The organism is Methanococcoides sp. AM1 (genome assembly GCF_900774055.1).
In the GTDB taxonomy this organism is placed as follows: Archaea; Halobacteriota; Methanosarcinia; order Methanosarcinales; family Methanosarcinaceae; genus Methanococcoides.
In genome coordinates this window covers 137,579-152,655 of the sequence record NZ_CAAGSW010000004.1, presented here as the reverse complement: position 1 = coordinate 152,655, position 15,077 = coordinate 137,579, and the positions used below count along the sequence as shown (strand labels likewise).

The window sequence follows — 15,077 nt, the reverse complement described above, 5'->3', positions numbered from 1 at the left end:
AGATATTCTGCATGCAAATGGTTTCACATGCAGTTTCTAAAACGATTTTTTTAACTTCGATCGATATTCTGAAAGTATAATTTCAATTTACTCCTGATGGGATCGGACATTTTGGATAAGAGTTTCCAGCCTTTCACGAGATAATCCTTTTTTAACCTCGGTGCAGTTCTTTACCTTAAGAATGAGATCACAGAGTTCATCATGGCCTAAGTTATAGCCAAGATCCTCAACTATTCCTTTAAGCGCCTTTCTCCCGGTGTGTTTGCCTACTATGAGATTGCGTTTTCCGCCTACCATTTCTGGACTGAATAGTTCGTAGGTCCGCGGTTCTTCCAGAATAGCCATTACATGGATCCCTGACTCATGGGTAAATGCATGTTTGCCAACTACGGATTTATTGACAGCAATTGGTAATCCGGAATATTCCTGAAGCTTGTTCGAGATCCCGGTAAGCTTTGTAGTATCATATCTTTCAATACCATGCTGTACCCTTAATGCAACAAGCAACTCTTCAAGGGAAGCATTACCTGCTCTTTCACCAATGCCATTGACCGTGGTATGCAGTTGCTTTGCACCGGCCTCTGCAGCTACAAGAGTATTTGCAGTTGCCATTCCGAGGTCATCATGGCAGTGGATACAGATAGGTGTATTGACCACTTTTTTGATCTCAGAAACAAGATAATGGGTAGTTGCAGGGCTTAAAATGCCAATAGTATCTGCGATACTGACATAATCTACCTTGTATTCTTCAGCTGCAATGAATGCTTTTTTAAGAGTTTCCACATCGGTCCTGGTTCCATCCTCGGCTGCGAACCTGACCTTAAGTCCATGGTCCTTTGCATGCTCAATACTGCTCATTGCACAGCTGAACACATCTGCGCAGCTTTTGTGGTACTTGAACTTTAAATGAAGATCTGACATTGCAATGAATATACTGACAATATCAACATCGCAATCGATCGCTGCGTCAACATCACTTATCACAGAGCGTGCAAGGCAGCAAATATTTGAGTCCAGACCCATATTGCTGATCTCTTTGACGGTCTCTTTCTCAGAACTGGATACCACAGGAAATCCAGCTTCGATAACCTCGACGCCTATGGCGTCAAGCTCCGTTGCAAGATCGATCTTTTCTTCCTTTGTGAAAGCTACGCCTGGGGTCTGTTCACCGTCCCTCAATGTCACATCACATATCTCGATGTCAAGGGGCTTCATATCGATGAAGTTCATAAGTTCATTTTTGGAATAATAATCAGTGTTTGACATAGTATTGATTCCCACTCGTTGTTTGAGAAAGCAATATATAAATATGTAGGTTTTGGCCCTACTTTTTAATTACCTGAGCTTGCTCTCCACTCTCTCGTAAAAACCGCTTGCAGATGTTTCTACAAATCTTGCGGGGAAATTGGACATTGTAAGGGTAACAACATCATTCTCTTGTATGGTATGGGTGTACTGGCCGTCAACTACAAGGGCCGCTTCCTTTTCCGGAATGATCATCTCGACCTTGATAAGGCTCTCTGCAGGGACCACCCATGGTCTTGAAGATAACTTGAAAGGTGCAAGGGGCACAATTAGCGTTGCATTGACGTTCGGATCAATGATCGGTCCGCCAGCACTCATTGCATATGCAGTAGATCCGGTAGGGGTGGCGATAACAACGCCATCGGCACGTATATCTTCCACTTTCCGGTCATCGATAGTGATCCTGAAGGTAAGTATCTTTGCAGGTCTTGCAGTTGTGAGCACAACTTCATTGGTTGCAGGTGGTATCTTTTCTCCGTTGAGACTGACGGAAAGGCGGGAACGTTCACTGTACTTGAAGCCCTTTAGCACCTTTTCAATGGTCTCAATTGCCTCTGAAGGATTTACGTCTACAAGAAATCCAAGTGTTCCCATATTTATGCCTAATATTGGAAGGGGGTCCTCCATGCGGGCAATATTGCGAAGTACGGTGCCATCTCCTCCTACTGATATCAGAAGTTCGACACCTTTTTCCCTCATGTCCTCTACAGGTGTAATTTTTACATCATGCAGATGCAGGGGCTCGGCAGTTTTAGGAGTTATGGATATATCAACTTTTGAATTGAAGTGCTCCACGATATTTCTGACCATCTCAAGTGCATCTTCATGGTCACACCGCGATACTATCCCTATCTTTTTGATGGTCATTTTAGTGCCTCTCTATAAGGTTTAATATGTCAGAGTGTGCATGTCCGTTCGAAGCTACCATATAATATGGGTTTATCACACTTCCTTTGAGCTTAAGCGGGGAGCCTTTACCATCGGTAACCTTGCCTCCTGCTTCCTCTATTATCAATTTTCCGGCAGCAACATCCACAAGACGCAGGGAGCCACGAACATCAACGAATGCATCAAGACGTCCGGATGCTACATAGCATAGCTCCAACGCCACGCTTCCGAGTATCCTTATCCTGCGAACGGTTTTACAAAGATCTACTGTCCTTTCTACATTTTTTCGATATCCATAGAGACTTATGCAGAAATCATTCAGAACGGGATTTCCGGAAGGGGTGATCTTTTGACCATTAAAATACGCTCCCTTTCCCAACCCGGCATGGAATACATCACCATTTGCAAGGTTCTTCACATATCCAAAATAAACAGAAGTATGGTCCGGATTGCCAATTGCAATTGAAATGCTGTAGGCGGGAATACCATTGGCAACATTGTAGGTACCATCAAGGGGGTCCATAATGATAGAAAATTCTGGATCTTCGCCCAGCTTTATCTCTCCGAATTCCTCACTTAAGATCCTCATTGAGCGACCATTTTCCCGGAGAACCTCAAGTATCGCTCTCTCTGAGATGTCATCAATTAGCTTGGTATCGGTGCCATCAGCACCCACATAGACCGTTTCGAATGCTTCAGATGTATCGATAAGGTCGGAAATTGCATTTCCGGCAGCATCTGAAAGCAAGTCACATAATTCCAGTGCCTGTGGAAAAGTTATCATATTTAGTGAAAAAATAATGGGCAGATCAGATGCCCATTTTACTGTTCGTTTCAGCAATGGACTTGTTCCCATCGCTTTCAAGTTCCATCATTGCGCGGATGGCATCCACATTCTCAGGGATAACATCTGATTCCTGGTGTATGGCCTGGAAGAAGTAGAGCTCTCCTTCATACATTGTGATGGATTCGTTCCATATGCAGTTCTCCCACATGTCGCCTCTTGGCCTGCCAAGGTCCTTTGCAAGCTCCATGATCTCGGCGGTGGACGTGATTCCCTTTCCAACGAACCTGACACGACTCTGCTCTGCAAGGATATTCTCAACATCCTCTGCAGTACATTCCTTCTCAAGCTCAAGGTTGATAGTGTGCAAGTGCATCAGTGTTGTAGGAAGCTTGACGGCAGTTGTTGCAACATCAATGCCAGGTATGACGGTCTTTACATCAGGACCGTGGTGTGATGGTAATTTGATAGGATTTGGGACGATCGCATTGATAGGGCCGTGTTTGATGTCGTTTGGGTCAGCTGATCTTCTCATAAGGGTTATGCGTGCCTTCTTTACTCCAAACTCCTTATCGAGTGGTGAAAGAACACGGCAAAGTCCTGTTGTGTTACAGGAAACGACCCTGACGAAGTCCTTACCAAGAGCCTCTTCATAGTTGGTCTCAGCGTTGAAGGAACAACCTGCAATTTCATGTGCCTCGCCACCCTGCCAGATAGCCTTGGTGCCTGCCTTCTCGTAAAGTTCCTTGTTAGTAGCACCAACTTTACCAGGGGTGCAGTCAACCACAAGATCGGCTGCTTCGATCATGTCGTCAACTGTACCTGCAACTTCAATGCCTTCCTGTTCCATTGCTTCTACCCTGTCAGCAAGAGTATAGACGTTATATCCCTTCTCCTGTGCCATTACAGTCTCGAAGTTAGGGCGAGTCTTTGCAATGCCGATGATCTCCATGTCATCCTGAAGCATTACAGCATCTGCCACTCTCTTACCAATGGTTCCGTATCCGTTTATTGCAACTTTAGCTTTAGTCATTTAATGTACCTTCCATTACGAATTTGACACATTTCAGTATAAGTATATTAGTATGAACGCCAGTCTGGCACCGGAGCATATGTTACCACAGTAAAAATGCCTGTAGGCATTGATATGTCTCCTGTTAATTCAATTTCCAATAATTATAGTTTCCCCTTTTGAAAAATCGACCTCTTTTATTGCACCGAAGATGATCGTTTTTTCCCCGAATATTCCTGTAAGTTCTATGGAATCCCCATCAACCACCATTTTAGTGACTGATTCCATAACTAATTCTCTTTCATTGCCGTTGATAACTATTGCATTTAGTTCGCACATATTTACACCTGTTATTGGTATCATTGTGATGGTACGTCAGGCCATCGGTGAAATTATTTTGAACTTATTCATATGCTTTAGATTACGCATTAATATGTTCTAATAATAGATAACTACTTTCACACAATCTTCCAGATCTTATCTCACGAGCTTTGCCACTGAATATCCCATTTCAAGGCCCATGTCTTCTGCTACAGCTTCGCATTTTGTACGAAGCAGGTATGCAATTGGTCCAAAATTCCTTTCGGACATGGTCTCATAGTTGGCCATTCCTTTACTTATTATTAGGCTTGCATTCTCAAGGGCATCAATGAATTCCGCAGGTGCTTCTTCAAAACAGACTCCTACAGCATTTGAGCCTGTGGTCAGTACCCGGTCCACCTTCTTGTCAAGCTCAAGCTCCCGTACATTTTCCATGGTAACATCAGTAAGCATGGGGGCACCGCGTACTACAAGTGTGATCTTGCCACCAACCTTCCTGATGATGTCAAAAACAAGTGTATCAAGGATGATCTCGCCGCAATTGTCAACCACATATACAACATCATCAAGCATTCTGAACATCTCGGAGGTATCATCCACATCAAGTCCTTTTCGGAATATTTCCGCAAAGGTCTCATCAAAAACATCTTCACCTACGTCAAATCCCATGATGCCGAAATCGAAAAAATTCCCAATAACAGATGCTAACACGGCTCTTTTGAACATCTCCTCATCTGTCGGATCGCCAGAATAAACTAATGAATGGGCATATGGATAGACTTTTTCTGCTATCTGGTTGCTTAATTGCCTGAGCTCAAAATATGGGTCCTCATCATTGAGTACCTCGTATGCTTTTCTGTGGATGGCGGTTGATACTACGCCTGCAGGCACTCCGGGCTTATATGTCTCTTTGAGCACATCGATCCCTGCCAGCATGGTCTTGTGTATCAGCTCAGCGTCATTGGTTGAAAGCTTTGCTTCATAGTGAACTCTGGAAAGAAGGCAATACGTACATCTAGCATCCATTTTCATTATTTTGGCCCTTTTAGTTGTAATAAGTAGTAATATCTATATTCAGATGGATGTATCAAATAGACGTCATACACATAAGTTTAACTCAAAGTACGCCTATGTGCCCTGACACGGCACGGGGTGAAGCGGAAGGCACCTTCCGGCAAAAATGAAACTTAATGAAATAACGTAAATTCGCAGTAAAAATATCCGCATAAGGGAAATATCTTATTCAATAAGAATATTTATTTCCGATTTAGGTGTATATTATATAAATCTATTGTTGTCTCTTGTTTATATACCTACATAAGTGCAGAAAAAAAGAAAATATGGGTAAAAGAACAAAATAAAGTAATCTTTTAATCAAGGGACTTAAGAATAATCCTAACTTGTTTTAATGAATATTCCACTCCAAATTTCTCTTTGATCAGGCTGGCAACCTGGGCAGTTGTCCAGCTCTTTTGCACCCTTAGGTATATCTTCAGATCATTCTTCTGGTCTTCGCTTAGTTTGGAAGGTCTGCCACCGCCATGTCGAGGTAATAATCCTGCATAGCCATCCTTATTCCATCGTTTTTGCCATACATATGCAACCTTTTTGGTAACGCCGACCTTGCTTGCAGCTTCCTCCACGGAGTCTCCCATATATCTATGTCGGATAAAGTATAAACGATTCAGTACTTTGATCAACGTCTCAATATATCGTATTCTTTTGTTGAGTTCCTGATGAGTCAATTTTTTTTGAATTGGAATCATTTCTGTTTTTACCATGTCTGTTGATATGGTTTTATAAGTATAAATACATTGGTTTCGTGTTGGAAAAGCTTAAATACGAGTATTCGCAAGGATTACCTGCAGTTGAACAGGACAAACGACCTTTCGGGAAAACAAGACTTTCCGATCGGGCTGTAAGACTGCTATTAAAAAGGTGATGAAAATGGGAAATCAGGAACTTTTTGACAAACTTAAAGATGCAATAGTAAACCAGGACATTAACGGATGTCCAGCACTGACACAGGAAGCTCTCGATGCAGGAATGACTGCATTCGACATTATCAACGAAGCACTTGCACCAGGAATGAAGATCGTCGGTGACAACTTCGAAGCAGCAACTATCTACCTTCCACAGATCATGATGTCTGCAAAGGCAATGAAAGCTGCAATGGAGATCCTTGAGCCAATTCTCGCAGAAGAGAAAGGCGACGAAGAGGGTGTTGGAATGGCTGTAACATTCGTACAGGAAGGAGATATTCACGATATCGGTCACCGTCTTGTTACAACAATGCTCGGTGCAAATGGATTTGACATCCTCGACCTTGGAACAGATATTCCAAACGAAGATGTTGTTGAAGCAATTGCAAAGAACAAGGGCAAGAAGATGATCCTTGTAGGTTCCGCACTTATGACAACCTCAATGCTCGGCCAGAAAGACGTAGTAAGGTTACTTGAAGAAGAGAACCTCAGGGGCGAAGTCAAGATCATGTTCGGTGGCGCACCAGTCACAGATGAATGGATCGCTGAGTGTGGTGCAGACGGCACAGCCGAAAATGCAGCAGAGGCAGCAAGAGTAGCACTTGAGCTTATGAGCGCATAAATTAGGGGTAATTAAAATGACATTCACAAAATCAGTAAATTGTTTTGATTTTTATGACCGAGCACAGACCGGTGAGAAAGCTACCCAGGATGACTGGGATTTGATGACCATTCCAATGAAGGCAATGGAACTCAAGCAGAAATACAACCTTGACTTTGGTACCGAGACCGTTCCAACCGACAAGGACCAGATGGAGAGACTCTTTAAGGCAGGTTTCGACATGCTCCTTGAGTGTGGTATCTACTGTACCGACACAAAGAGGATCGTCAAATACACAGAAGACGAACTCTGGGACGCAATCAACAACCCAATGCCAGCATTCCAGCTCGGTACAGGCAGAGATGCAGTACAGATGAAGAAGAGGACAGTAGGCGACAAGAGAAAGCCAATAGTACAGGGTGGTCCAACAGGTTCCCCAATCTCAGAAGATATGTTCTCTGCAATTCACATGAGCTATGCACTCGAGAAAGAAGTTGACACAATTGTAAATGGTGTTATGATGACGGTCCGTGGTAAGCCACCTATACCAGGCAGCCCATACGAGATCCTCGCAGCAAAGTCAGAAACAAGGATCATCAAGAACGCAGCAGCAATGGCTGGCAGACCTGGTATGGCTGTTTAGGGACCTGAGACTTCCCTGTCCGCTCAGGGAAATATCGCTTCCGACTGTGTCGGTGGTCAGGTAACAAGTGACAGCCACGAAGTATCACAGCTCAACGAGCTTAAGATCGACCTCGATGCAATTGCAGTTATGGCTCACTACAAGGGCAACAGTGACATCATCATGGACGAACAGATGCCTATCTTCGGCGGATACGCTGGTGGTATTGAAGAAACAACAATCGTAGATGTTGCAACTAGCATTAACTCCATGATTATGAGCAGTGCAAGCTGGCACCTTGATGGTCCTGTCCACATCAGATGGGGATCCACCAACACCAGGGAAACCCTCCAGATCGCAGGATGGGCATGTGCAACAATCAGTGAGTTCACAGACCTTATGACCGGTAACCAGTACTATCCATGTGCAGGTCCATGTACCGAGATGTGCCTCCTCGAAGCAGCAGCACAGTCCGTAACTGACACAGCATCCGGCCGTGAGATCCTCTCAGGTGTCGCAGCTGCAAAGGGTGTCATCACTGACAAGACAACCGGTATGGAAGCAAGGATGATGGGAGAAGTCGCACGTGCAACAGCAGGCATGGACATCGACTCAGTCAACGCTGTCATCAACAATATCGTCAGCTCCTACGAGGGCAACTACGCAAACGCTCCTGAAGGTAAGAGATTCCAGGATTGCTATGACGTTGCAACTGTCACACCAACAGACGAGTATGTCAAGGTCTACGAGGGTGCAAGGAAGAAACTCGAAGACTTCGGTCTCACATTCTAAGACTGAGATCTTTACAAGATCCTTTTTGCCAGCAGGATCTGCTGGCATTCTTTTTTTCTTTTGTATTACTTCTATATTGGATACTGCAAATATTGCATTATTTGCTACGATCACGGATCAATAAACGAATTGTTATATTGGATATCTATTGTAGTAGCTTTCAATAACATGATCCTAATTCATCACCACTAATGTTGATACGGGCATATTTAACATAATACTCTAAAATGAAATTAATCGGGACTTTCTGTTTAATTCATATATTAGTGTCATGAACATTTCAGATCGAATAAAATTCTATTTGAAAAATTCTTCAATACTATATGATGAGAATTTCTAGATCAAAATTTTATAGGCTTGATGGATTGGGGTCAATGGTCAGATTGCCAATAATATTGTGTGCGGCATCATCCCTCACTATTTAAAAAAGCTTAACTTTATCATGCACAAAATATATATACTAAATTAAGTTACATGCCAAAGCACATTGTTTTTTTTATAATGTCTTATCGTTCTATTTCTATGTTAACTATTTTTTAACAATCGTAATGCAAAAATATATATATTTCACAATTAGGCAGGCAAATTCCGGTTAGATGTTAGCAAAAAAATATAAATACTATAATGTAATTTGTGGCACAAATTTAGCAAATTAAAAGTAATCTTATCCTAAAAGGATTGTCAGCATTGATTACATTGAAAATGATCTTGCTATGAGAGTAAAGGTGTAGAAAAATGGATACATGGACTATTATCAATGGGATCATCTATTTGACCTGTTTTGTTTTGATAGGTTGGATGTTATTAGATGCCAGTAAAGTCTCAAAATAATTGTGGTTTTTAAGGAGTATTAAATGTCTGGAAATACAAATTCAGGACATGCCGGTGTCGTAAAGACACTCCGCCCCTATCACGTATGGGCACTTGGAGTTGGCATTGTTCTGGTAGGCGAATACATGGGTTGGAACTTTACAGTTGCAAAAGGTGGAATACTTGGTTCACTCTTTGCATTGTTGGTTGCAGGTACCATGTTTGTAATGGTTTCTTTATGCGCTAGTGAACTAGGATCATCAACTAAACTTGCAGGCGGACCTTATGATTGGGCAAGATTATTCGTAGGACCCGGTGCAGCTGCACTTGTGGGTCTTGCAGTATATATGGAATTCATTGCCCTGGAAGCTGCTGATGCTATTGTCGTTGCATCCATCACAAATTCGATCTTCCCGGAAATACAAACATTCCCGGTTACATTGCTAATCATCGCATTCTTAACATTTATGAACTATCGTGGAGTCGTGGCTGCTCTTAATCTTAACTTTGCACTCACATTCACTGCATTGATAGCTATTATTGTTTTCTTCTTCGCCAACATTACCGGATTTGCCGGCACATGGCATCCGGAATATCTCATATCAGGAGCTATGCCTAACGGTTTTATCGGTATTTTTGCGGCTCTGCAATTTGGTCCCTGGTTCTACCTTGGTATCGAAGGAGCAGCAATGTGTGCAGAAGAATGTAAACATCCAACAAGAGCAGTTCCTCTTGGACAGCAAGCAGGTATGATAACCCTTCTTCTCGGTTCAGGTATGACACTTTACTTATGTTCAGGTCTGATCCCAGCCGCAGAACTCGGTACTTCAGTATACCCACTCTTTGAAGCAGCAACAGCAACAGGTTCAAAATTCCTTATTGCAGCTCTCGGTATCGGTACACTTTTCACCTGTCTTGCAAGCGCAAACGGTACAGTTTGTGACGCATCACGGTCATGGTTTGCCCTTTCAAGGGATAAATTTCTGACAAATTGGTTCGCTGACGTGCATCCACGTTACAGCACCCCATACAGGGCAGTCATTTTCACAATGCCTATCGCAATCGCATTTGCATTTAGTGGTTTCCTCGATCAGGTCATCACCTTTTCAATCATATCAGGTCTAATCTGCTATGTAATGATCCCATTTTCCCTGATCCGCTTTAGGAAGTTATTCCCAGAGCACAGCAACAAGGTCCGCCCGTTTGTGGGCCCTTTGCAGCCAACAATTGCATACATTACGATTTTCCTTGCCATTGTGATCATGTCTACCCTTAACTGGGGATACAATTACAACCTTATCTTTGGACTCTTGTTCTACGTGATAGCATACTTCTACTTCTCGTGGAGATACAAGAGCATTGAGATAAGTCACGATTGGGGAGAAGATCTCGGATGGCCTGAACCCGCACATAGGAGATAATGGAGGAAGAATAATGGTAAATAAGACAAAATATCACAACGACCTCAAAAAAGATGCAGGCATTATTGTTCTTGTATTAGGACTCTTGTTCTTCTCAGAGACATTTGTCTTCTACAGAATAATATCAACTCTGTGGGATGCAGTGCCTGAAGTTCGTACCATGTTCCCGGTCTACCTCTTATTCCTGTTACTCCTGCTCGGGATCGAGACCCTCGGTTGCATCACTGTGTACAAATCCATCAAGGAACACATGTACGACTTTAAATATTACGATTAAGGAGATGGAAATATGGCAAAATCTGAAGTAAAAAGTAGTATGATCATGCAGATCGCAGATATCCTGTTCATCTTCGTTGTCGCAGGTATTTGTGTAATAGCTCCTGTACTTGTACTTGGAGCTGATACTGGACCCATGGTATTCGAATGGAATCCTTTAGAATACTTCGGTCTGCTGGCAGTGATCCTTGTATTCTTTGCTGTGATCCTGCACCACTCTCTTAAGAACTATATTTATTAAATAGATTCCAAATGGTTGTGGTTTAACTGCCACAACTTCTCCTTTTTATATTTTTTACTGTCATTGAAGCTTAATTTTCATAAGATGTTTCTAAATGAATTTCAGTTACATTCGCAACAATAAATAGAAACCTTCTTATCTAACAAACAATCATTATGCTGTTATAAAGAAAGGCTGAAATGTATCATCAGCAGTATTTCGGGATAAAGGGGTATAATGACATCGTCACTGACAGACCATGTTTGGCTTTCTGAAAAAAGAACGAACCTGCTATTGTTGCTAATGGAAGGTCCTCGTGACATCGAACAGATAAAGATGTCTCTTAATGTGACATCGCGCGGAATGATGCCACAGATAAAGAAACTCAAGGATAAGCACCTTATTATCGAAGAGGATGAGCACTACAAATTATCGAACATCGGAGAGCTTGTTGTCAGGAACATGCTACCCCTGATCAACACATTAAGTATGATCACCGAGAACAAGGATTACTGGGAGCAACATGACATTAACATCCTGCCCCCTCACCTTTTCAAACGACTTCATGAACTCGGAAATTATCTGTTGCTTGAACCTGATCTTCACTATACCTTTGAGATCCCGAAAGAATTTACCGAAAATCTCCTGAAATCAAAGGAGATCATGTCTATCATCTCTTTTTACAGGCCTGAATACCCAAAGTTCTATTCTGAACTTGCAGAAATGGCAAATAATCTGACACTGATTCTTTCAGAATCGGCATTTAAGAGAATGAAGACTAACAATATGAAAGAACTTGATTTCCTTTTATCCGCAAAAAATACACGGGTTTTACTATATCAGGGTGAAGGAAGACCTCCGGCTATTGATGTATCCGAGTGGTTCATGTACATCAGCTTTTTGAGGGAGAATGGAAGCTATGACCACAATGATATAATGAGCTTTGATGAAAGTGCTTTGAAATGGTGTACTGAGTTGTTCGATCATTATTGTGATCGATCTGTAGAAATAACAGATGTTGAACCGGGTGGGGATATATAATGGTATTAGACCTGATAGAAACCCTCTTCCTTTCAGAGAAAAGAGAAAATTTACTTCTTTTACTTATCAACGGTCCTGCAGACATAAAGAAGATCAACTCAACACTTGATGTTAGTTCCTCTTCCATACTCCCACAGATAAAAAAACTCCGGGAATCAGGGCTTGTCCATAAAGATGATACTGGGTCCTATGAACTGACAACTATAGGGAGGCTTATAGTAGAGAACATGAAGCCGCTTTCCAGTATGCTGAAGGTTTTTGATAAATCTGATCTTTACTGGGATGATCGCGAACTGAGCACAATACCGGAGGAACTTCTTAACAATATAGGTGATCTGGGAGAGATCGAACTTGTTGTGCCTGATCTGGATCACATGTATGAAATCCCGGAAAAATTAATAAGCAACACCAATGGCTCACAAGAAATGAGTGCAATGGTATCATTTTTCCATCCGGATTTTCCCCGATTCTACAAAGATATAACTAACAGGGGAGTAGCTCTTGATCTGATCGTTACAGATTCTGTATTTGAAAGAATGCAAAATGACTATGAAGAGGAAATAGGCTCCATATTAGAATCTGGAAATGCGACTTTTCTAATTTGCAGGGATGAGTCCAAAGCGCCTACTTTTAATGTTACTGAAAAATGTGCCTATATCAGCTTCTTTAATAGTCAGGGAAGATACGACCACCGTGACATCATCACATTTGAGGACAGTGCAATTGATTGGTGCAAAGAGCTCTTCTCATACTATCGTGAACTTTCACGACCTGCCAACGAATAAAATCTATCATTAAAAATGAATGTGGGCCGAGTATGCAATGGAAAGATCTGTCACTGAAATTTAAATTGGTACTTTATATAGTCGTAGGCATTTCCTTCATTTTATCAGCTTCATCAATCACTATAATTTCTACAGTCACAGAACAGGAAGAACAGCTTGCATACCATGACTCTATCCAGAATGCAAAAAGCTTTGCCCATCAGTACAATGCCGACATGAAGGCAAACATGGCAATAGCTAATTCATTGGCAGCGCTTATGGTAAAATATGACTCCGCTGACCGTAACGAAACAAACGAGATGCTTAAACAGCTACTGGTAGAGAATCCTCACCTAATTGGATCATATGTTGGTTTCGAACCGAATGCCTTTGATGGAAGAGATGCTGAATTCATAGGAACAGAAGGCCATGATGAGACCGGAAGGTTTGTGCCATACTGGAACACGATAAACGGTCCGATCAGTGTTGAGCCTCTTGTAGATTATGAGATGTCCGAATATTATCAGGGCCCAAAGAGCCTCAAACAAAACGTGGTCACAGAACCTTACCTTTACCAGGGGGCACTGATGGTAAGCTATGATTCTCCTATCATCAGGAATGGGGAATTTGTTGGCATCGGTGGTGTTGATGTATCATTAAACTATGTGGATGAAGCGGTAAGTAGTGTAACAGCCTTCGATACAGGTTATCTTTTTATGGTTAGCAACGATGGAATACTTGTTTCACATCCGGTGAACAAGGAATGGATCGGAACAAACTCCCTCCATGATTTTGACGTCCCAAAAATAGCCATTGCTGCTGAAGATATAAAGAATGGAATTGGTGGCCATATTGACACCATCGATCCGGTAACCTCAAAAGAGGTTGTCATGTTCTATGAACCAATTGAAACCGGAAATTATGCAATTATACTTGTTGTACCTCCCGAAGAGATGTTCGCAGGTGTTAATTCCATAAGATCCGATTTAATCTCCATTTACCTATTCTCCATCTTGTTCATGGGACTAATGGCCTTTTTCATAGCATCTTCATTTACAAACAGGATCGATGAGATCGTAGCAGACTTTAAGAAGATATCAGGAGCAGCTATAAGGGGAGATTTTGATGCAAGGGCAAATACTGATGTTGAGCTCGATCTCAATTTAATACCAAAAGGGTTGAATGAGATCCTTGATTCTCTTACCAGCTATTCTAAAGAGCTACAGAATTCCTATGAACTCATAACTAAGATGGAGGCAGCCGTTAACAGCAGCAGGGTCGTTGTGTTCTGGTGGAAAAATGAAGAGGACTATCCTGTCGAATTTGTTTCAAATAACATTACCCAATTCGGCTATTCGCTTGAAGAATTCACATCGGGCAAAGTACTCTATGGTAACATAATACATCCTGATGATCGAAAAAATGTATGGGATGAACTGCAGGATTGTGCAGATAAAGGAAAGGAAAATTTCCACAAAGATTACAGGATCGTCACAAAGAATGGAGATATACGGTGGATACATGAAGATACCTACATCCAGAGAGATGAAGAAGGAAATATCACATATTTCCAGGGAACAATTCTTGATATTACCGAACGCATTGAAGCTGAAGATAGTCTCAAAGCAATGGAAGAAGTACGTACCAAGGAGATCCATCATCGCATTAAGAATAACCTGCAGGTAGTTTCAGGAATGCTTTATCTGGAATCCCTGAAGTTCAAGTTTCAGGAAGTTGTAGATTCCTTCAGGGACAGTGAGAATCGTGTCCGTTCCATTGCGCTGATACACGAAAAGCTCTACCAGTCAAAGGATCTTGTTAGCCTTGATTTTGCTGATTACATCAAGAACCTGACAGATCACTTATTCCACTCATATAATGTAGATCAGGAAAATGTTAAACTGATATTGAACGTTGAGGATGTTTTCCTGGGAATGGATACGTCTGTCCCTCTTGGAATCATTATCAATGAACTGACATCAAACGCACTGCAACATGCTTTTGGAAATGGTGAAAAAGGAGAAATAGAAATTGATTTCCAAAAAGATGACGATGTCTTCACACTAACAATTAGTAATACGGGGGAACCATTCCCGGAATCTATAGACTTCAAGAATACAGAATCGCTTGGACTTCAGCTTGTAACGAACCTGACAACCCAGATAGACGGTGAGATAGAACTGGATAAGAGCAATGGAACAAAATTCAAGATAACTTTCCGTGAGAACAGATAAGGTG

14 protein-coding genes and 1 pseudogene are annotated in these 15,077 nt (G+C 41.9%); 8 read left to right on the top strand and 7 right to left on the bottom strand.

Features of this window, described 5'->3' with window-relative positions; translation table 11 throughout:
• Positions 1 to 87: 87 nt before the first annotated feature.
• The 7 genes from E7X57_RS07840 to E7X57_RS07810 form a co-directional block, all read right to left on the bottom strand.
• Positions 88 to 1,266, bottom strand: a complete 1,179-nt coding sequence (locus tag E7X57_RS07840) for a homocitrate synthase family protein (RefSeq protein ID WP_135612368.1) — start codon at positions 1,264 to 1,266, stop codon at positions 88 to 90.
• A 69-nt stretch (positions 1,267 to 1,335) separates the two neighbouring features.
• Complete coding sequence (locus E7X57_RS07835) at positions 1,336 to 2,172, bottom strand: NAD(+)/NADH kinase (RefSeq protein WP_135612366.1); 837 nt, start codon at positions 2,170 to 2,172, stop codon at positions 1,336 to 1,338.
• Between the two features lies 1 nt (position 2,173).
• A complete protein-coding gene (locus tag E7X57_RS07830) occupies positions 2,174 to 2,977 on the bottom strand; it encodes a bifunctional fructose-bisphosphatase/inositol-phosphate phosphatase (protein WP_135612364.1) in 804 nt (267 codons plus the stop codon).
• Positions 2,978 to 3,002: 25 nt separating this feature from the next.
• Positions 3,003 to 4,010, bottom strand: a complete 1,008-nt coding sequence (locus tag E7X57_RS07825; RefSeq protein WP_135612362.1) for a type II glyceraldehyde-3-phosphate dehydrogenase — start codon at positions 4,008 to 4,010, stop codon at positions 3,003 to 3,005.
• A gap of 129 nt (positions 4,011 to 4,139) precedes the next feature.
• A complete protein-coding gene (locus tag E7X57_RS07820; protein WP_135612360.1) occupies positions 4,140 to 4,328 on the bottom strand; it encodes a CooT family nickel-binding protein in 189 nt (62 codons plus the stop codon).
• Positions 4,329 to 4,466: 138 nt separating this feature from the next.
• The gene (locus E7X57_RS07815; protein WP_135612357.1) at positions 4,467 to 5,342 is read right to left on the bottom strand and encodes a DUF89 domain-containing protein; all 876 of its coding nucleotides are present in this window, start codon (positions 5,340 to 5,342) and stop codon (positions 4,467 to 4,469) included.
• A 338-nt stretch (positions 5,343 to 5,680) separates the two neighbouring features.
• Positions 5,681 to 6,076, bottom strand: coding sequence for a transposase (locus E7X57_RS07810; RefSeq protein ID WP_256369414.1), 396 nt, complete (start codon positions 6,074 to 6,076; stop codon positions 5,681 to 5,683).
• 181 nt (positions 6,077 to 6,257) lie between these two features.
• On the opposite strand from E7X57_RS07810, the gene E7X57_RS07805 reads away from it, so the two are divergent.
• The 8 genes and pseudogenes from E7X57_RS07805 (at position 6,258) to E7X57_RS07770 (ending at position 15,073) form a co-directional block, all read left to right on the top strand.
• Entirely contained in the window at positions 6,258 to 6,914 is a 657-nt protein-coding gene (locus E7X57_RS07805; RefSeq protein WP_135612354.1) for a corrinoid protein, read from the top strand.
• Positions 6,915 to 6,930: 16 nt separating this feature from the next.
• Positions 6,931 to 8,307 (top strand): annotated as a pseudogene (locus E7X57_RS07800) (monomethylamine:corrinoid methyltransferase).
• 854 nt (positions 8,308 to 9,161) lie between these two features.
• On the top strand, positions 9,162 to 10,538 hold the full coding sequence (locus E7X57_RS07795) for an APC family permease (RefSeq protein ID WP_135612353.1): 1,377 nt from the start codon (positions 9,162 to 9,164) through the stop codon (positions 10,536 to 10,538).
• A gap of 13 nt (positions 10,539 to 10,551) precedes the next feature.
• Positions 10,552 to 10,815: a monomethylamine transporter gene (locus tag E7X57_RS07790; protein ID WP_135612351.1), complete on the top strand. Its 264-nt coding sequence runs from the start codon at positions 10,552 to 10,554 to the stop codon at positions 10,813 to 10,815.
• Between the two features lie 12 nt (positions 10,816 to 10,827).
• Entirely contained in the window at positions 10,828 to 11,055 is a 228-nt protein-coding gene (locus tag E7X57_RS07785; protein ID WP_135612349.1) for an AcrB/AcrD/AcrF family protein, read from the top strand.
• Between the two features lie 216 nt (positions 11,056 to 11,271).
• Complete coding sequence (locus tag E7X57_RS07780) at positions 11,272 to 12,075, top strand: winged helix-turn-helix domain-containing protein (protein WP_135612347.1); 804 nt, start codon at positions 11,272 to 11,274, stop codon at positions 12,073 to 12,075.
• A complete protein-coding gene (locus E7X57_RS07775) occupies positions 12,075 to 12,860 on the top strand; it encodes a winged helix-turn-helix domain-containing protein (RefSeq protein ID WP_135612345.1) in 786 nt (261 codons plus the stop codon). Before E7X57_RS07780 ends, E7X57_RS07775 begins: the two co-directional genes overlap by 1 nt.
• Positions 12,861 to 12,892: 32 nt before the next feature.
• A complete protein-coding gene (locus E7X57_RS07770) occupies positions 12,893 to 15,073 on the top strand; it encodes a histidine kinase dimerization/phosphoacceptor domain -containing protein (RefSeq protein WP_135612343.1) in 2,181 nt (726 codons plus the stop codon).
• The last annotated feature ends 4 nt before the right edge of the window (positions 15,074 to 15,077 follow it).